We start from the raw sequence: 19051 nt of genomic DNA on the forward strand, positions 1-19051 counted from the left end.
AGATTTTCGAATTTTGAATACTTTTTGGTTGTATTCAAAAAGTAATGAGCTATTTAGATAAAAGCTCTAAGATTTAGTATTGTTATCAGCTTTAATTCTATTTAAGTTTAAATCTTTTTTAATAGTAAAGAAAATTACAGAAATAGAAATTAAGAGTAGTGCTAAATATGTAAAGCCAATCATTGAAGTTTGAGAATCTTTAGCGCCAATTAATAAAGGAAACATTATTAAAGATAATCCGCCTAAAATACCAAAAACAGCAAGTAGAATTACTTTAATAGTTATATATACTTTTTTCATTATAGAATTTTTATTTAGTTGTTTTTACTTCATTTAAATATACGGTTTTTAAATCATAAAAGCGATTTGAGTATGAACTCAAATCGCTTTTTGTATTTTAATTTGTTTAATGTTAAAATTTATCTTTTGTAATATGCTATGATACTGGCTTTTGCTAATGTTTGATTCCAAAGATTAAATCCAACGACAGCAGGATTTGTGTTTTCATTAAGTCCTAATGTATCAGTTTTTAAAGCATATACTGTAATAATATATTGATGAAATCCATGTCCTTTTGGAGGACAAGGTCCGCCAAAACCTTTAATTCCATAATCTGTTATACTTTGAATTGCTTTTTTGGGAGCTAAATTTAGAGAAGTGATTCCTGCATTAGTGACTAATTCATTTACATTCGAAGGAATATCAAACACAACCCAATGCCAAAAACCGCTGCCAGTTGGTGCATCTGGATCGTACATGGTAATGGCAAAACTTTTTGTTCCTTTTGGAGCATTTTTCCATGATAGTTGAGGTGATTGATTTTCTCCTGAACAACCAAAACCATTAAATTCTTGAGTTTTTGTGGTTTCTCCACCTAAATCTTTACTGGTTAAAGTAAAAGTTTTCTGACTATAAGCTGTTGTAGAAATAACAAAGAATAATACAGCTATTAAATTTATTGTTTTCATCTAATTGTTTTTAATAATTACAAGAACAAAATTAGATGTATGATCGTTAGTTTAATCTACTGAAAGGGTCAAAAAGTGTTGCTAAAAGCTCAATTGTTTTGATGCTGTTTAGGCGTAATTCCGTATTTAGATTTATAGGCCTGAATGAAACTCGATAAACTTTCATAACCTACTTCAAAATACATTTCAGAAGGAGTTTTGAGCTCTTTATGAAGTAAATAATTGGCGTGTTCTAATCTTTTGTTTTGAAACCATTTAATAGGCGACTCTGCATAATGTTTTTCAAATTCTCTTTTAAATGTAGATACACTCATGTTACATAAAAAGGCTAACTCTTTTAATGTTAATTTATTTAGTTTATTGCTTTCTATAGTTTGTGTGAATTTTTGAGTAGTATTATCGCTATTTATAGTTAACGAGAATAAGAAATCAGTTCCATATATTTCTATCAGATACACTAAGATTTCTTCCAGTTTTAGTTGAAGTAATTTGTTTTTTACAGGATCAGAAAGTTTTGAAATATCTTCAAGGTTTTTTACAAAACTTCGAATAAAATTATCGTATTTAAAAGAATAAACAGATTTATATTCTGAAGATTTTTTTGCGGCAAGATTATTTTTATGAATAAAATTCAACAGTGTTTTATTAGAAAAAAATAAAAGTAAACTTCTATAATTTTTAACTTCAGAAAGTTTTTCAGTCATTAAACAATGACCAGATTTCATAATTAAAAATTCTGAATTTTCAATGGACAAAGTTGAGTTGTCGAAAAAAACTTCCTTTGTTCCATCTAACAAAAAACTAAAAGTATTCTGATTTAAAATGATCTCTTGTTTCGATATTTCTTGAGTACTTTGATAGTCGAAAACTTGAATTAATTTAGAGTTTTCAATAGGCAGTCCATCAGGTAATGTAATTGTCGTCATCTTTTTTGTTGTATTATGGACTTATAGTTTTACTTCTTTTAGGTTATCAAAAGGAATTCCGAATTCCTCTTTGGTTTCATAAGTTCTATATATTTTGTGAATATCTGATTTTCTTAATTTTTTTACAACTTTAGTAATATCATTTTCAGATATATTTTTATCTACGAATAAAGAATAGTAAATATTCATTTTTATCCATTCATCAAAGGTCCAACGATCTTTAAAAGTGTTGTATTCATTTTTAAAATTAGGTTCTAATTCATTTAAAATACAGGTGATATCGTAATTCAAATTCTCTATGTTTTTTGAATATTCTGTTTTAACACTAATAGAGTCTTTTATCTTTTCTATAAAAACTTTAATTCCGTATTTAGTATTTGTGCTTTGATATTCTGCTTTTTCACTGCTTCCCAAATCGATATTACTATAATTCTTTTTAAGTATAAAGTCAGTAAAACTTTTAGCTTTTATAAATGTAGTTTTCTCATTTGGATTGGTTGCATATTGAACAGCTAAGGAATCGTGATTTAATTTATAGATATAATTTTGAGTTGCTAAAGAATCATTAAACATATTATCATACTTAAAATGAATAGTGTTTTTACTGGTTCTGTATGCACCTTTATAAAAAAACGGATTAGAAACAATTAAGGAATCGTTTTTAAATTCAAATCTACTTTCTTCATTTATTTCGTACCATTTTCCTATTAATTCATTTTCATTTCTACAAGAAAATAAAATTATAACTAGAGATAATATCGGAAGTAATTTTTTCACTATAAATTTTTACTAATAAGTAGCGGATAAAAACAACTTGTTACAGAAGAACTAAGGAAAGAATACTATTTAGTCGTATTCATCTAAATGTAATATGTAATAAGCATCTTTATATTCTAATATAATTTTTGAAGATTTATAACCATATTCACATTCATAAGCGGTATAGTTAGTACTTGCAATAATACTTTCTAACAAAAGGAAAATTTTTCTGCTTGTTATTTTCGATCCTCCATTGTAATTTACAATCGTATTTCTTTTAAATAGAAAGGCTTCAATTTTATCTATTAGATATTCTTCTGAATGTTCTTTGTTTATTTTACTAAAATATTCTGTTTCAAATCTTAAAAGAGATTTTTCAATTATTTCTTTTGAAAAAGAGATATCATAAAAGGAATAACCTATGGCATCAAAGTTCATATAATCTGTAGCAAAATCTAATACCCCTTGTAAATAATCTATTTTATGATTTTCATCTTCAATAGCTTTGATTAATTCTGGATTTAATTTCTCACCTTTTTCTAGTAAACAAATTGCTAACCAAGTTCTATCCCAAATTTCAGAGCTTGTATTTAAGTTTTCATCTTTTAAAAGAGATTTTTGAAACAAAAGTTCAAAATTATAATGCATAAATACTTTTACATTTGGAGTTTCAAAAACTTGTACAAAATTATCTTTGTCTTCATCAATTAAAGTAAGTCTACTTTTAGAGATAGCATGAACCAAGCATTTATCATCTAAAATAAAATACTTGATATTCTGATTGTTATTAAAAATTTCTATACGATAACCTACAATTTCATATTCATTTTGATTATTGAATATTGCACTAGTTTTTTGATTAGGAAAACCTTTCATATCTGAAATAAATTAATTGTTCATTATTTCGTCTAAAGCTTTTTTTAGTTTCGGATGTATATATTTTATCTTTTCTACCACTAATTTTTCAGAAGTTAAATCTACTATTTTAAGAATTTTCTTTACTTGAGTTTTCGGATTTATTAATGTAATTGTTGAGGTCTTTTTATCAAGTGTCCATTCTCCAGTATAATTTTCTGTAAACAACGAAGTGTCATTTCCACAAGGGGCAGAGTATCTACTTCTGAATTTTCCATTATTAAAAAGTTCAGTACTTAATCCATATTTAAGTTGATCTAATCTTTTTTTTAAGAAAACTTCATGGCCATTGCGAGTAGAATTTTTGAGAACCCAAATTCCGATTAAATCACTTTCGTTGAAGTTAAAAGCGAAACTGTCTTGACTATTACTAGTTTGAAAGCAGAGTATTAACGTTAAGATTACTAATGTTGATTTTATTTTCATAGCTTTTTTAAATTATCATTTTATTTAGCATTTTTTTCAAACTCCATTTGAATATACTCTTTAGATTTTCCTTTTGGAATAGAAGGAGAGTTCCATTGATTATTCAGAATCATTTTTCCAATAAAAGCAATTTGACCAATATGATATGGATAATGAGCAATTTGTCGAGTTAAACTTTCTATTAGTTTTACTTTTTTGTTTCGAATTAAAATAGGGTTGTGAAAATTATTTTCATTCATAAGATCTAAGGCAGAAAATAAACAATTCCAACCTTTTTCCCATCTTTCTATTAATTCATTGTAGTTTAAATTTTGAGTTGTAAACTCGCTTTCTCGATCTCTCCAGTCTTTTTCACCATCACTATCAAAGAAATCTGTCCATCTCGACAACATATTTTCAGATAAATGAATCATAATACAAGCAATATCATTGCTTTCTTCATTATATCTCCAATAGAGATCTTTTTCGGTTAATTGAGAAATTGTTTTGTCTGCTACTTCTTTATAAGACGTAAATTGAAGTCTAATATTTTTTAAATATTCTTCTACCACTTTTTCTTTAATTTTTTACAGCGTTTTTCTAGATATTAAATTTAATGAAAAAGGATGAAACTTAAAATCAAAAAGAGTTAGTTTTTGAATAGAAATTAATATGACTTTGATTTTAAGGCAGGTGAAGTAGTTCATGTTTTAGAAGCTTTTCTAAATACACTATTTAAAATCATCCTGCCTAATTTTTTTACTGTACAAGAGTTACATAATCTTGAATTACAACCCACGCATTATTCGTTTTAACTAATGAGTAAAAATTCTTTAAAGTTGGTTTTCCCGGACTTGTAAGTGTTGCTTTTATAGAAGCCATATTTTTTCCTATAAACTCAATGTTCTCATAAGTAGTTTTTCTTTTGTATCCACCAAATTTTTTACTTCCAATGAACGATAAATAAGTAGATTTATCTAAAATGGATATACCTCTTTTTTTAGCATCATATAAAGCAACTCTAAAATTAGAATGCAAATGAGGTTTTAGTTTTTCTACATTATTAATATCACCAGCATTTATATAAGCTTCTAAAGCTGATTTTACTTCTTTTTGTTTAGTGTCTTGAGCATTAGACAAACAAGAAACTAATGTTAGAATGATTAATAGACTTGAAATTTTTGTTTTCATGATTTCTAAATTTTAAAAGTCATTATTTTAGTTAGCTAGACAACTATTTTTTAAAAATTAGTTATCTAAATTTTTTCTAATTTTTTGTAAAATGACCTCAATATTCTTTTTTTCTTCTTCAGAAAGATCATTTAAACCAGAAAAACGAATTTTTTCTATGATAGGGTAAAGGTTGTTTATTAAGGCTTTTCCTTTTTTAGATATACTTAATTCTACTTTTCTAGAATCTGTTGACGAGTTAGTTTTAATGATAAATTCCTTTTTTTCAAGATGACGTACCATTCTAGAAATTGTAGGTTTATCTTTTACTAATATTTCACCAATATTAATCTGACTGATAGATTCATTTTCATGTATTACATTTAAAACTAACCATTGTTCAATAGTAATATCTATTCCATGGGATTTCAAAATACTTTGTCCATACTGTCTTATTTTTCTTGCAGTAAGTTCTATTTGAAAATAGGTGTTGTTATGAATCATATTACAAATATATTAAAAATAGTTAGCTAAGCAACTATCTAGGTACTAAAGTATTTTTTTGAAAAAATAATTAATAAAGATTAAGTAGTTAATTAAGATGTTTCTTGTTCAGGAGTTTTTATTTTTCCTTGTTTAATTTGTCCTATTACAGTAGAAAAAGGATCATGATCATCTATAGTCCATTCATTGTTTTTAAAAACAAAAGATAAATAAGGACTTGAAATAATGTTTTGATGAATTTTTAAATTATCGCCCTCTTCAGGTGTGTAATCAAAATCAAAACAATCTTCACAATTTAAGTTTAGTGCAATCCATTCAGCATTTAAACCATTTCCAATATCATTAGAAGGAATCATATAACGACCGATTTCGGTAATTTCTTTATCTCCATAAAATTTGAAAAGTGTCCAAAGGTATTCTTCAGGTATTTCAGAATTTTTCGGATTTTCCTTTTTATGGATTTTCCCTTTTTTCTGGGATATAATTTTAGGTTTACGAAATTTAATTTTTTCACTATCACAAGAGCAAAAAAGTATTCCATTGCTATAATCACACATAACTTTTAACGTAGCATTTTAGATATAATAATAACCAGCATGAATATTACAGTCCAAAATATAGCTCCAAGAAACATAGTAGTTCTAGCTTGTTTAAGTTTTTTATAATATCCATATCTTTTAAATCTTTGCAATTCAGATTCTGAAAAGCTATCATTATCTTGCCATTGAGGCTTGGGGGTAAAAAAAGAAAGGAAAAAAAATGAAAACCATTCTTCGTTAGTGAGAGGTTCTACTTTTCTTTTTTCTTCCAACTCTTTATACATTACATATTCAGTTTCTAAATTTTTTCTATGTTCATCATTTAAGTTTCTAGATTCAAGTTCTTTTTTAGCTTTATCGATTTTTATTTTATCCTTTTCCGTCTTAATTACATCTAGTAATTCGACGTTAGAATATTGATGAATAGCTCTTTTTATTTGATACATGAATTTTAGCTCGTTTATGTTAATTTATAAAAGAAACTGTATTTAATTCCAAAACTTCCACCACTTATTGGTGTTTTCATTTTCTCTACTTAAGCTATCTTGTGCACATGATATAGCACTGTCAAAGTCATGATCAATTTCTGAAGGAATTACATTTTTCAGATATTCTAAGTTCTCTAAACTAATACGATTTACAGCGATTTTAAAATGTTTTAAATTCGAAATTTGACTAAATAAAGATTCTGAAAGTTTTACAATTTGGTTAAATCCTAGATATAATTTTTCTAAAGCATTAATTTGTGTATCAGGAATTGTAATATTTGTTAGCTGATTACTAGAGATGTCTAATTCTTTTAAGTTTTGAATATTGAAAACTACACTAGGAATTTCAGTATGTAAATTATAACTTAAATCGAGGTTTTTTAGTTCTTTTAAATGACTTAAAGAGTTTGGTAAATCTGTAAGTTGGTTAGAACTTATATCTAAATAATTTAGTTTAGATAGTAATCCGATTTCTTCAGGAATGTTCTGTAATTTACTTTGATTTACTCGTAAAGACTTTAAATTCACTAACTCTTTTATTTTGCTAGGAATATTTTCAATTTCGTTTCCAATAATAACTAATTCCTTAAGTTTTTTTAGCTGTATGATTTGTAAAGGAAAAGTTTTCATTTTATTAAATGAAAAAGAAAGTGATGTAAGGTTTTCTAGTAAACCGATACTTTCTGGAATTAAAGATATTTTGTTTCCATAAAAGGAAAGCTCTTTAATTTCATTAAGTAAAACTCTTTTTTCTGAGACATTTAAATCACACGTTGTATTTCTATACCCATAAATCATTTTGTGTTTCAGTAACCAATCAAATAGTTCTTTATAACTAGCGTCATTTTCGCTAGTAATATTCTTAGCAGAATTAGCTAATCTAGACTTTAGAGAGGTTAAAGGTTCTAAAAGATGAAAATCAGTAAAATAATTGGTTAATAAATTCTTCTTATCATTTTTACCCCAACTTGGATGTCTACCATAATCCCAATCTCCAACATGTAATAATTCTGATTTATAAAAAGAAATTCCTAATCCATGTTCACTATCCCAAGAAGATGAACCAGTGAAACCAATAAAAGCGAAATCATCTTCTTCAGAATCACTAATGTTTATTGAGCTTATTTCAAAATAATTTAAATAATCTTCATATTTGTCAACTATCGGAAAACCTTCTTTATTAGTATAAGTTCGATCTTCTGTAGAAGAAATACATTGAGTAATTTCATTGTAAATACCATAAAATTCCATGAAATATTCTTCATCTTGTTTTAAATACTGAAGAATTTGTGCTAACATTTCATTAGCATGTTTTAAAAGAAACTCATGAGCATTTTTTTGTGCTTCACTTGGAGCTGTATCTTCGTCGGTAAAACTAAAATTAATTTCAATTAAATTTTTATTCTTATCCTTTTTAGCATGTGAATTAAATGCTGAAAATAATTCTCCGAAAGTTAAATAATATCCTAGTTCATCTGTATCTGTATATTCTAATTCAGGTAGCATTTTTATGTTTTTATTTAAGTTTAAAATTGAATGAACGATTTTGTTTTTTTATGTTAGAATCTATAAAAAAAAAGCAACTCCAATTAATAGTAAAACAGTAGCTATTATAGTGATTTTAATGAAATTTATTGCTTCAACAAATCTAAAGTAGAAACATATGTACTGATTGCGTCAAGTTGCCGCCATCTCTATGACGAGTTTTTTTTAATTATCTATTCATACCAAAACTTTCACCAAAAACTAATTCATCATTAGAGTTCCATGAATAAGTGAAAAAATATCTTGGTATTTCATTTGAGTCTAAATGATGAATATCAATCATTACAGCATCAACTTTTTCTTCTGATTCAGCGCTTTTCACCTTTACATCTGATGTAATTCCAAAGGCTTTAATTTTTTTATTGTTAAGCTCATTATGCAAGTTATTGGATAAAAAATCAATGATAATTTGACTATCAGGAAATTCATTTCCTTCTTCGTAATAACTAATAGGAACGAGTTCGTTTTTATTATTAATTGTTGCAGCAAATGGAAAGTATTCTTTACCATCTAATAACATGGTTTCAGCAAAATGAATTGAATAGTCTATTATTTTTTGAATGTCTTTTTTAAATTCCATAGTTTTTAATAATCAAATTCTTCACAAATTTTACTAAAAGGTATTTCTTTAATAGCATCTAAAATATGTTCTTCTATAGGAAAAGCATAATCTTCTTGATACCAGATAATACAAAGACTAGAAAACATTTTGTTTTTCTGAAACAAGATTAAACATTCTTTATCTTAACTTATTTTTCTATTTTCAATTCTAGCCATCGTTCTAAAGCTGAACATAATCTTTGATATTCATTTTTACTCATGTTTTTTATACGGGCATTTCCATGATGTTTGCCTTTCATTACAAACCATTCAGCATCAATTTTATCATTTTCAGGAACTGCACAAGAAGTCCAAGTATCATTTTCTCCATAAATAAAGATGAAATTATTGCCATCGTTTTCAATCCAATGATGAAGTTTTTTTAGTAAAGTTCCATCGAAATCGACTTTCATTTTATTCGGAACAAAAGTTGCGTGTGGATTTTGATCTGTTGGTATGGAAACTAATAAATCTTTAAAATCTTTAATTTCATATCCGTAATATCCCATTTCTGTAGCAGCTTGGTAGTAATGAGAACCGTATTTCTTTATAGATTTATCATTGAATAGAGAAATAGGATCCATAGTAAAATAATGTATAACATCTTTTTTGAAAGTGTCTTTTCCTGAAGGAATATCATCACAACTATGCCCCCATTGCCAAAAAGCAAAAGGATATTCTAAAACGGAATATTCGAAAGCTTCTTCAACAGATAAATATGTAAACTTCCAGTTTGCCTGAGAAGCATAAGATTCTAGAATAGGAATAATTTGTGCTTTATTTTTAAGTAAACGAGTTTGATAGTTTTTGATTTTCTCTCGACATTCTTTAGTTCCAACAGAATTTAAAAAATCATAAATTCTTTTATCTTCAAGTGAATTGGTTAAAGGAGCTACATAAGATATACTAGCATCTACATCGTTAGGATAAAAATACTTGTAAAATATAGTTGTAGATCCGCCTTTACTTATTCCTGTGCTAATCCATTTTTTAGTATATATTTTATCAAATAATGTTCTGATATGATGTAAATCGGCTGTCGCTTGCTTTAAGTTCAAATATTTGTAGTTCAAAGAATCTGGTTTACTGTCTCCAAAAAATCGATGTTCTACATTAATCTGATTCGCATTTAGAAGTTTAGTAACTTCTTGTTCTCGGTTTTTTCTTAATTGATATCCTTGAGTTACAATTACCGTTGGATGCGTAAAGTCTGTATGAGATAAATAAACTTTCTGATGAAAAAAACCTTTTTTAGGATCTGAATGATCTATAGGTTGTTTGATTTTTAATTCATAAGTAGTTGTAGAAGATGTAACTTTTTCAAACGTGACACCAGGTAAGTTTTTTAACTGGTCTTCAATATTTAAATTTTGACTATTTAACTGAAATAACGTCCAAAGTATTAAAACAAAGGAAGTAATTTTTTTATGCATAGCAATGTTTTTATGTTAGTTTCGGCCTTAAAGTTATATTTTTTATTTGAAACTTAACATTACAATAGAAAAATAGGAGAGGAGTTTATGAAAGTTGATTCTTATTAAAAAATAAGATAATGCTATTTGATTCTTTTAAGATATTGACCAGGTACTTTTAAAAACTCTTGATAACACCAGCTATTCGGACAATCATTATTTAGATCAGAATGTTCTGCAATTCTTAACATAATGCTATCGTTTTGATCTGTTCCTGAATAAATTTCGCCGATTTCAAAAGTTCGTTGAGTAATTCCTATTGCGCCTCCTACATTTACATCTGCTGTATATTCTGTAACGAATTCGTATCGATTATTTTCAATCTCTTCATCAGAATTACAAGAGACAAAAATTAAAGAAAGTAAGAATACATAAATAATTTTTCTCATTGTGTTCTTTTAAATATAGATACTCAGATTAAAAAAAGGTTGCGTTTTGTATTAAAGAAAAATAAATGGTTGTTATAATTTTATTATCATGACAATATATTGATTAGAAAGTTTAAAGCTATCACTTCAATTTTTTAGAAAAATAAATTCTTCGGTGTCCTTTTGGAAAATCTTTTATTTCACCAATTGGTTTATATCCATTTTTCAAATAAAATTCTTCAGCTTGAAAGTCAAATGTATCTAACATAGAAATTACGGCTCCTTTCTCAATGGCAATTTTTTCTGCATGTTTTAAAATTTTTGAACCGATTCCTTTTTTACGATATGCTTCTTTTACCCATAAAATTTTAACTTCTAAACCGCTCCAATATCCAATTCCACCTAAAATACCACCAATTTCAATGCCTTCTTCATTTTTGGCAACAAATTCTATTTTAGTCCAAACATCTGCTGTTGCAGGAACCTTGTTTAAATTATATTCATTAATTCCATCTACAATTTTCTTTATATTTTTTTCTGAACAAGTTTCAATAGTAAATTCGGTTGTTGTTTTCATGAGTTTAATTAAGTAATTGATTTATTACCAATTGATAAGTAGTTGTTATTTTAAGTTTTTAAAAATTAGTTGGTTCTTTAGTTTTTTAGGAATCCCCAGACTATCTTTTAATATTTCAAGTCTTTTTTTTGATTTTACTTTAAACATTATTTGTTCATCGTATTTCACTTTTATAATATGAAAGTAGTTTCTTTTTTTATAGGGATATAAACTATCGGGAGGATTCCAGCCATTACTTATATGATACCAATTTCCACCTTTTTTATAAATACTGTCTTCTTTGGATAAATATACGGTATCTCTAGGATGAAGGATTTTGTAATCGTTTGTTTCTATATTGTTTATGAAAAGTCTGTTACCAATAGAATCTTGTAAGTTTGGATATTGTTGAGCAATTATCCAATCATTATTCCAATCTATTTGGTGGATAGTTTCATTAACTACTAATGAGCCACCAAATTCATTTTTTGTATTGTAGCAAAGAGACATGTTTTTCTCATTACAAAAATAATTTAACCTGTAGTTACTCACTACATTAATTACTTCATACTCATCACAGTCAATTGTTCTAAGAAGAAAAAAAGGAGATGTTACAATTAAAACGATAACTATTAAAACACCAATAATTCCAACACAACCTAGTCCACTTAAGCAACCAAAACATCCGAAACAACCCCAAAATAATTTTTTCTTTTTCTTTTCCAATTTTATTTAGTTTAATGTTTCTCGTTTTCCATTAGCCATTCTAAACTTTGAATAAAATATTTTTTTATTGATTTCTTTAAATATTGACTATAATCTGTTTTTTCGTTTCTTTTGATAGATAACCAAGCCATTGCATAAGCAATTATTTGCTCAGGTAAATAACCTTGAACACTAGACTGCCATCCAAATCCGCCATTTGTACTAAAAGATGAAAAATTAAATCGTGAGTTACCAATAAAAATTCCAAAACCATATAAAATAGCTGTAAAATCAGTGAGGAATTCATCATTTTCTTCAATTCTGTTTTCACCTAGTAAAATTTGATGTGCTAATTCATGAGAAATAGTTGCAATTAATGAGAGCGTATTTTTTAACTGTTCTCTTTCTATCGAAATTATTATTCCTTCTTTTGTTTGTTCGTAAGTTCCACTTGCGCTTTTCCAACTTCCGTTTATATCAGCAGGAGTTGTTAAAATTGTTCCATCTGCCATTTCAACTGGAGAGTCAGAGAAAAAATTAAGATTGATATCTACATTTTTAATGTTCATCAACTCCATTGTTCTTTCTAGTATAAATTCAGCATCTTTTTTTGTTCCGTCGAACGTTCGATTATAAAAATCTTCAGTCGGTGTTATTGTACGAATTGTCATGAAGTGCTTTTCTCCAAATTCCTCTATTAACCAATTTAAATTGTAATCAATCCAAATTTTATCCTCGTTGGTAATCGGTAATTTTTTCTTTTTTTTCCAAAACATTAATTAACATTTTTTACTTGTTTGAACAAGAAGTTAGAGATTTTTTAGATTACCCGAACAGAAGAACAGTAATGAGTCCTATAATTGAAGCAAAAATAGCCACAGATATAACTAATTTAGGAGTGATATCTAAGTTTGTTACATCGTCTTCGGGAATATTTGCTTTCAGTTTTATTGAAATTAAAGAGCCTATTGTTGAATCAAAAACACCTACAATACAACTACCAATAACTCCCCAAATTATTCCACCATGTTTTGCAGCGTATAAAGCTACAGTTCCATAAATTAATATAGAACCAAATGTTAGCCAGACATATTTGAATTTTAAAATTCTAGATAGGATTGAACCGAGCGCATCAAAAATTGTAACTACCAAACATCCAATTAATATTATTGTTATAAATTCCATGAGATATAGTTAATTATATATTTCTTCTAAAAAAACACCATTACTTATTTCTCTTCTCCATTGTAAAGTAGTATTAGTAAGTTTCAATATTTCTATTTGATAAGAATTTCTTCCAGATATAGGTTCGTCCCAGTCTATTGTTAATGAATTGCCATTCATATTCCATCTACCAGAAATCGTTGAAGAAATACAATTAGAGTTGTTTAATTGATGATCGTAAAAGATAAGAATGTTATTGTCGGCAATATCAAATAAATTATCCAAAACACAATCTGAAGTTTGTTGTTCAATTCCGTTTATAAATTGTTTTTGTAATTCCCATACTTTAGTGATTTTATCACGATCTGAAGTAGAGATTTCATCTAACTCACTAATATTAACACATGAGTTTAATCCGATTAATATTATAATTAGTAATGTTTTCTTGATCATTTCTTAGGTTTTTCTTTTGTTAGAGTAATTATGTAATTGATTTGATTTAGTCTATTTTTTCAAATGTTTGAACTTTATTTACAATAATTGTGTAAGGCTTTTCAAGACCAGTTGAAAATTGATTATCCATAAAGTGAACTTCTAAAGTGGTGTCATTTTTATTGATTATATCGGCTAAACTAATAAAAGAGCCTCTAGTGAATTCTCCTTCGTATTTTCTTTCTAGTAGTATAGTTCTTTTGTCTTTTCCAATTTGAAATTTGTATTTGCCTAAATTCAAAGTATCAATTCTAAGTTCAATAAAATCGTTATCTATTTTTAAAAACATTTCACCTTCAAAAAGCTGAGTATTTCCTCTTTCTACTTGTCTTTTAGAATAATATTTTCCGTAATTTTTATTTTTAGAATTTTTACTTTTCCAGTTTCCATGTATTTCTATATTAGCATTTTTTTGATTCCTATAAAAAATACTTTTAAAAAAAGTATTGTTATTATGATCTAATCGAAATTGTTCGGGAGATATTGATAAAATTTGATTTATCTGTTCCCAGCTTCCTTTACCTAAAAAATAATCTGAGTAATTATAAAGGAAAAAATAGTTCTTATATTCTGCAATTCCCCAATTTTCATTTTGTAAAAAATCTAAAGAATCGGTTTTGTTCATCTTGTGCCTAAAAATCATTGATTTGTTTTTGAAGAATTCAAAATCACCATCTTCATTTTTCCATAGATCAGATAATAGAATATTTTTGATTTCATCTTTTGTGTATTTTAAATCAGTTTTTTGAGGTTTTTTAAAATTTAACCAGTAAGTGTCTGTCCTGTTAGAACCAACGAGGGTCAATTTATTTTTTTTCAATTGATGAATTTTAAAATCCAAATTTTCAATTGTTAATATTGAATCTGATTTAAAGAACCATTTAAGTTTTACAATGGTATCTTTTACTCCATAGTAATTAATAGTTACATTATTATCAATGTTAAAATCGTAAATAATTGGAGCTGTATTATTGTAAGTAGAAGTAGTATCGTCTACATAAAGGTTGTTAGTTGTACTTTCTAATATCCAAACGCCTTTTACTAATTCGCTATTTGATTCTTTTTTAGAGCTACAGTTAATTAAAAGAGCTAAAAAAGTAATTATTAAAATACTGTTCTTCTTTTTCATATTTATTATTAAAAGTAAGTGTAATAGTTGTTAGCGATTTTTGGAGCTGTAAAGTTAATTAAAAAACAGAGATATCTGATGTGATAAAAGACTTGCTTATAGGATAGATAGTAAGTATTGTTTTTAATTACCGTTACTTATTTTCAATTTCGGCCAAGTTTTTATCCATTCTTTTTTAAGAATTCTTGTGTTATAAGTAGTTAAATCAAATTGAGGTGTTGGTTGAACTACAAGATTGAATAAGTCTTCTAAACCATAAGGAGCAATATATTCTATTTGGTCTTTTAAATTTAATCTTATTGCTATGGCTGTTGCTGTTTCAGGCCAAAAAGAAATAGCTTCATAACAATTTAAATATTCATGATGACTATTTCTTAAATGCATTCTTGCTTGGTTTTTAACCGACCAATTATAGCTTGAATTTATTTTATTTAAACGATATTCAATTTGTAAATCAAATTCTTTTTCAGAATTTATTTTGTCAAAGTATATTACATCAATATCGTTAAGTAACGTTCTGTTTTTTTTTTGTTTTTTATCCCAAATTTTATTTCTCACAAAACCAGCTCCAATCCAGGAATCATTTAGTTTTAAATCTCTAACAATTTTTAAAACTTGAATCATCCATTTATCATTTTGAATAATCTTGACGAATTCAGTTTCTAATCTATTAGTCATTTTTTATTTTGATATATTGAAATTAAGGTTAGCTACACACTAATTTTTTTTAGTTAAAGGAGGAGGTGGTGGAGGTAAAGGAATATTTTTAGGTAAAGACTGGTTTTTTACTTCAGTATTAATTTTTTTTAATTGATTTTTACTTATCACTTGTATGTCGTCAACTAAATTATTTTTTCTGTCTTTAAACTTGATTAACAACTTCCCAAACTCAGTTTTAGTTGCTCTATTGTAGAAATGAAAATTATAAATTAAAGGTTTTTCATTCATCATTGTTAAATAATAAGTAACATCTAAATCTGATGTATTGATATCTAATTCTAATTTTTTAATAGCTAATTGTTTTTGTTTTAGGTTAGTTCCTTCATACCAACTTTTCAATTTAGTTGTTTTATTCTTGCTAATAATGCTTTGTCCAATCTTATTACATTGTGAAATAAAAAGATCAGAGTTAGACGAAACTGTATTCTTTTTTTCTTGAGATAAAATATTCAACGAGATTAGTAATAATATTAAGTATGTGATTTTATTCATTTTTTTAGTTAATACGTTATACATAGGCTCAGTTTTAATCCAATTTTGGAGTTACTACATGTAGTTTTTAAATTTCAAGTGTTTTATAATTTCGTTCTTTTATAATCGCTGGGTAATTTAATTCCATAAATTTTTTCCATATACCAAAGTGGAGGAAGTCCGTTTTCAACTCTTCTTTTATCTACATTTTTAATATCCTTTATAGGAAACTGATCGAATTGACCCCAATAATGACCGTAAATTTGCTTTTTACTATTTCTTATTGAATTTTCATCTTCAAATCTTGTCCAAAAACTTTTTTCTATGTTACCTTCTAATATTTGTTTGTCGATATAAGGTTTAAAAAAGTTCCAGATGTAGTTATCTTGATTATAAGTTCCTCGTTGATGCCATAGAAGTAACCAACCTTTTTTCTGCCAGCCATATTTTTTTGTGATTTCTATTAGTCTATTAATATTTAAAGAATCTATTTTAGATATTTCTCTCCAATCACTTTTATTTTTTCGTGCTTTTTGGTCTATAGCAAATAAGCTATCAATTTCTTTATAAATTTCAGGATGTTCTAAATTTTTGTAAAATTCAGTAATGTAGTTTTCATAGTTATTTTCAATTTCAGTAAATAGTTTTTGATTCCTGAAATTATCAAATTCTTTAAAGTTTAAGAAATATTCTTTAGATGCGTTTGTTTGATGAATAGAAGCTATAAGAAGTTCTTTAGCTTTATTCATGTTATTTATATTTAATGCAGCGGCTGTAGCATAAAAGTATGTTGTTACATTTTCTCGAGGTTTTAAATCAATTGCTTTTTGGAAATTTAATAGAGCTGTTTCATACTTTTTATCTATAAAATCAAGCATTGCTTTTTGCTGAAATTGGTTGTGTTTTTCAAAGCTCTTCTTATTTTGAGAATAGCTTAAAAATGATACCAATAGAAAAATATAAGTAATTTTCATAGTTGTTTTTTTTAGTCTAGCGGTATTAAATTATTACTATAGTTGTAAAAATGAGTGTTCTCATGTTTGGTTACGATTTCAATTCAAAAAATTTAATTAGTAAATTAAAAATTATATAAACACATACAAGGCTTTGAGTTATTTTCCACCATTTTTTAGATTTTAAAGACTCATATTTAGGAGCAATTAAAAGAAGAAAAATTAAAAACGGGACTGTTAAGCCAATTGAAAATCCTAAAGCAGAAATCTTATTCATAGAATTATCCATCATCTGTGTTATCAATATTGGACCAAAACCAGAAAAAGAACCAATAAAAAGTCTAAAGCTAATACAAGATATACCTAAAACTCTAAATGATTGTATAAAGTAATTAGAATTAATTTTTTCATTTTTTACATAATTTGATGCTAAAACCCATATTGCAAATATGAGATAAGGAATATTCATAAGGTAATCAATTCTTTTATCAGTACTAAATTGTTTAATATTTCCTTCTGTAACGAGAACGGGAAAGAAAAAATTAATTAATAGTATTGTAACTCCACAAAAAATAAAGACATTAAGCTTATGACCGAATTTTTTAACTTCAATTTTTTCAAAGAGAAACAAATTTTGAGTTAGAATTGGGAATACTATTGGGTTTAAAAAAGTAAATAAACCTGCTTGAAAAGCGATAATAAATAAATTCATTATAATTTATTGGAGTTTCTATTTTTATTAATTTATTGAAGTATGTAGTTGAAATAAGACTGAATCTTTTTTAGTAGCATATCCTTTAAGATTTTTCAATTTTTGATGTAAAGTTAATTAAAATGATACATCTGTAAAGGATTAATTAATCTTGTCATGAATAGGTTTAGTCTTCCCTTTTAATATTTCCAGATATTGATTTTCATTTAGATTGAATTTAGCAATTTTCCAAATCGTTTTTCTATATATGAAGTCAATCCAAAGTTCTTGTTTTTTATCTATTCTAATGGTTAGTATGTCTTTATCATAGAATTCAATTTCTTTATCAAAACAGTTTTCGTTGTTTAATTGTTTTAAAATAAAAGCAATAATGTCTTTATGATTTTCTAAACTTGAGGTAATTTCTTCATTCTCTATAAAATTTATTTTTTGAGTTATGTCCTTTTTGTATTCTTGAAACTCGATAGAGTTAGAGTTTTCGAAATTTTGAGGCAGAATACGTTGTCCAACTATAGTTATTAATTCATCACTGTTTTTTTGAGGATTACGTCTTCTTAAGATCCAGTCTATTTTATCAGTTGACATTTTATCTTTTACGCAAGTACAGAGTAAAAAATTATTTTTGAGTTTACACATAACAATTTGTATAACTTAAACATAGGCATATTTTGATTAAATTTTTAACCTCTATGTTTTCTTATCTATTATTGTGTTTTTGATATTTTGAGATTTGTAAATTTACAAGCAATTAATTATTCGTTATCTTATTTTACTTCTTCTTTTAATAATTCTTTTATCAAGTCTTCAAGATATCCTTCATATTTTACTTCAGACTCCATACTTATTCTATTATTATTTAAATTAGGATATATTTTCATTTTATTATCACCTAAGAAAACTATTCTTATTTGCGGTTCATCTTCATGAATACCTTGTCTTCTTGCTCTTGATAAAATTAAAACAGATAATTGTGAACCTATTCGCAATGATTCATGAAGATTAAAGCTTCTCATTTCTTTAACTAACTTTAATTCGTCTTTAATCTCTTCATAATATTCAATTGAAAGACTTTTAGCACGACTATTTTCGAGTATATCCCAACTTTCTATAAATTCACCTTTAATGCCTTCTCCTTTTTCATAGTATTCAGCAAGTTTATTGAGTTTTATTTCAGGAAACTGAGTTTGTATTTCTGAAGGTTTAGTTTTATTTAAGACCCAACTTTTTATTATTTTAACTTGCCTTTTTACATTATTACTTGATATTTGAAAAAGAGGACAATCATCCCATTCGAATTCATATTTAGGAGTTTCACTACTAAAATGATATGGATATATTCTACAACCTCTTTCTTCATCTTTGAGTTCAATATGGTCTTCAAAATTAAAATCAGGAATAATGTTTATTTTATTGCTATCTATTTTACATAATTCATCACAATTATTTGAGATTTCTCGTTGCAATTCTTTTAATTCTTTACTCATTTTAAT

General features: G+C 26.4%; 28 protein-coding genes. All 28 read right to left on the reverse strand.

The features are described 5' to 3' along the window. Nucleotides 1-66 precede the first annotated feature (66 nt). Nucleotides 67-300: a hypothetical protein gene (locus tag Q1A46_RS01855; protein WP_299673408.1), complete on the reverse strand. Its 234-nt coding sequence runs from the start codon at nt 298-300 to the stop codon at nt 67-69. Between the two features lie 119 nt (nt 301-419). Continuing rightward, nucleotides 420-968, reverse strand: a complete 549-nt coding sequence (locus Q1A46_RS01860; RefSeq protein ID WP_299673410.1) for a YbhB/YbcL family Raf kinase inhibitor-like protein — start codon at nt 966-968, stop codon at nt 420-422. A gap of 89 nt (nt 969-1057) precedes the next feature. Beyond that, a complete protein-coding gene (locus Q1A46_RS01865; RefSeq protein ID WP_299673412.1) occupies nt 1058-1894 on the reverse strand; it encodes an AraC family transcriptional regulator in 837 nt (278 codons plus the stop codon). 21 nt (nt 1895-1915) lie between these two features. Beyond that, the gene (locus Q1A46_RS01870) at nt 1916-2671 is read right to left on the reverse strand and encodes a hypothetical protein (protein WP_299673414.1); all 756 of its coding nucleotides are present in this window, start codon (nt 2669-2671) and stop codon (nt 1916-1918) included. 69 nt (nt 2672-2740) lie between these two features. Further along, on the reverse strand, nt 2741-3529 hold the full coding sequence (locus Q1A46_RS01875; RefSeq protein ID WP_299673416.1) for a hypothetical protein: 789 nt from the start codon (nt 3527-3529) through the stop codon (nt 2741-2743). 12 nt (nt 3530-3541) lie between these two features. Then, nucleotides 3542-3994: a lipocalin family protein gene (locus Q1A46_RS01880; RefSeq protein ID WP_299673418.1), complete on the reverse strand. Its 453-nt coding sequence runs from the start codon at nt 3992-3994 to the stop codon at nt 3542-3544. A gap of 20 nt (nt 3995-4014) precedes the next feature. Further along, nucleotides 4015-4545 (reverse strand): DUF1572 family protein, encoded by a 531-nt coding sequence (locus tag Q1A46_RS01885; protein ID WP_299673420.1) that lies wholly within the window; start codon nt 4543-4545, stop codon nt 4015-4017. Nucleotides 4546-4732: 187 nt separating this feature from the next. Then, nucleotides 4733-5164 (reverse strand): nuclear transport factor 2 family protein, encoded by a 432-nt coding sequence (locus Q1A46_RS01890; protein WP_299673422.1) that lies wholly within the window; start codon nt 5162-5164, stop codon nt 4733-4735. Between the two features lie 57 nt (nt 5165-5221). Beyond that, nucleotides 5222-5647: a MarR family winged helix-turn-helix transcriptional regulator gene (locus tag Q1A46_RS01895; protein WP_299673424.1), complete on the reverse strand. Its 426-nt coding sequence runs from the start codon at nt 5645-5647 to the stop codon at nt 5222-5224. Nucleotides 5648-5739: 92 nt separating this feature from the next. Further along, entirely contained in the window at nt 5740-6204 is a 465-nt protein-coding gene (locus Q1A46_RS01900; RefSeq protein WP_299673426.1) for a hypothetical protein, read from the reverse strand. A gap of 5 nt (nt 6205-6209) precedes the next feature. Beyond that, entirely contained in the window at nt 6210-6632 is a 423-nt protein-coding gene (locus Q1A46_RS01905; protein WP_299673428.1) for a hypothetical protein, read from the reverse strand. Between the two features lie 42 nt (nt 6633-6674). After that, a complete protein-coding gene (locus Q1A46_RS01910; protein WP_299673430.1) occupies nt 6675-8180 on the reverse strand; it encodes a leucine-rich repeat domain-containing protein in 1506 nt (501 codons plus the stop codon). Nucleotides 8181-8388: 208 nt separating this feature from the next. Further along, the gene (locus Q1A46_RS01915) at nt 8389-8799 is read right to left on the reverse strand and encodes a hypothetical protein (RefSeq protein WP_299673432.1); all 411 of its coding nucleotides are present in this window, start codon (nt 8797-8799) and stop codon (nt 8389-8391) included. A 5-nt stretch (nt 8800-8804) separates the two neighbouring features. Beyond that, nucleotides 8805-8927 (reverse strand): hypothetical protein, encoded by a 123-nt coding sequence (locus tag Q1A46_RS01920; protein ID WP_299673434.1) that lies wholly within the window; start codon nt 8925-8927, stop codon nt 8805-8807. 41 nt (nt 8928-8968) lie between these two features. Further along, nucleotides 8969-10252, reverse strand: coding sequence for a S28 family serine protease (locus Q1A46_RS01925; RefSeq protein ID WP_299673436.1), 1284 nt, complete (start codon nt 10250-10252; stop codon nt 8969-8971). Nucleotides 10253-10374: 122 nt separating this feature from the next. After that, on the reverse strand, nt 10375-10680 hold the full coding sequence (locus Q1A46_RS01930) for a hypothetical protein (protein ID WP_299673438.1): 306 nt from the start codon (nt 10678-10680) through the stop codon (nt 10375-10377). A gap of 121 nt (nt 10681-10801) precedes the next feature. After that, nucleotides 10802-11236 carry a GNAT family N-acetyltransferase gene (locus Q1A46_RS01935; RefSeq protein WP_299673440.1) on the reverse strand — a complete coding sequence of 145 codons (435 nt, stop codon included), beginning with the start codon at nt 11234-11236 and terminating at the stop codon, nt 10802-10804. A gap of 45 nt (nt 11237-11281) precedes the next feature. Continuing rightward, nucleotides 11282-11941, reverse strand: a complete 660-nt coding sequence (locus tag Q1A46_RS01940) for a hypothetical protein (RefSeq protein ID WP_299673442.1) — start codon at nt 11939-11941, stop codon at nt 11282-11284. An 11-nt stretch (nt 11942-11952) separates the two neighbouring features. Then, entirely contained in the window at nt 11953-12696 is a 744-nt protein-coding gene (locus Q1A46_RS01945) for a hypothetical protein (protein ID WP_299673444.1), read from the reverse strand. Between the two features lie 49 nt (nt 12697-12745). Beyond that, entirely contained in the window at nt 12746-13105 is a 360-nt protein-coding gene (locus Q1A46_RS01950; RefSeq protein ID WP_299673446.1) for a hypothetical protein, read from the reverse strand. Between the two features lie 9 nt (nt 13106-13114). After that, nucleotides 13115-13537, reverse strand: coding sequence for a lipocalin family protein (locus Q1A46_RS01955; RefSeq protein ID WP_299673448.1), 423 nt, complete (start codon nt 13535-13537; stop codon nt 13115-13117). Between the two features lie 46 nt (nt 13538-13583). Further along, a complete protein-coding gene (locus tag Q1A46_RS01960) occupies nt 13584-14705 on the reverse strand; it encodes a hypothetical protein (RefSeq protein WP_299673450.1) in 1122 nt (373 codons plus the stop codon). Nucleotides 14706-14828: 123 nt separating this feature from the next. Further along, nucleotides 14829-15383 (reverse strand): nucleotidyltransferase family protein, encoded by a 555-nt coding sequence (locus Q1A46_RS01965; RefSeq protein WP_299673451.1) that lies wholly within the window; start codon nt 15381-15383, stop codon nt 14829-14831. 39 nt (nt 15384-15422) lie between these two features. Then, nucleotides 15423-15941, reverse strand: coding sequence for a hypothetical protein (locus Q1A46_RS01970; protein WP_299673452.1), 519 nt, complete (start codon nt 15939-15941; stop codon nt 15423-15425). Between the two features lie 59 nt (nt 15942-16000). Next, on the reverse strand, nt 16001-16870 hold the full coding sequence (locus Q1A46_RS01975; RefSeq protein WP_299673453.1) for a hypothetical protein: 870 nt from the start codon (nt 16868-16870) through the stop codon (nt 16001-16003). Nucleotides 16871-16940: 70 nt separating this feature from the next. Beyond that, nucleotides 16941-17561: a hypothetical protein gene (locus Q1A46_RS01980; protein ID WP_299673454.1), complete on the reverse strand. Its 621-nt coding sequence runs from the start codon at nt 17559-17561 to the stop codon at nt 16941-16943. Nucleotides 17562-17702: 141 nt separating this feature from the next. Then, nucleotides 17703-18146, reverse strand: a complete 444-nt coding sequence (locus tag Q1A46_RS01985) for a hypothetical protein (protein ID WP_299673455.1) — start codon at nt 18144-18146, stop codon at nt 17703-17705. 179 nt (nt 18147-18325) lie between these two features. Then, nucleotides 18326-19045 carry a hypothetical protein gene (locus Q1A46_RS01990; protein ID WP_299673456.1) on the reverse strand — a complete coding sequence of 240 codons (720 nt, stop codon included), beginning with the start codon at nt 19043-19045 and terminating at the stop codon, nt 18326-18328. Between the last annotated feature and the right edge of the window lie 6 nt (nt 19046-19051).

It is taken from the genome of uncultured Tenacibaculum sp., assembly GCF_947502995.1.
Classification (GTDB): domain Bacteria; phylum Bacteroidota; class Bacteroidia; order Flavobacteriales; family Flavobacteriaceae; genus Polaribacter.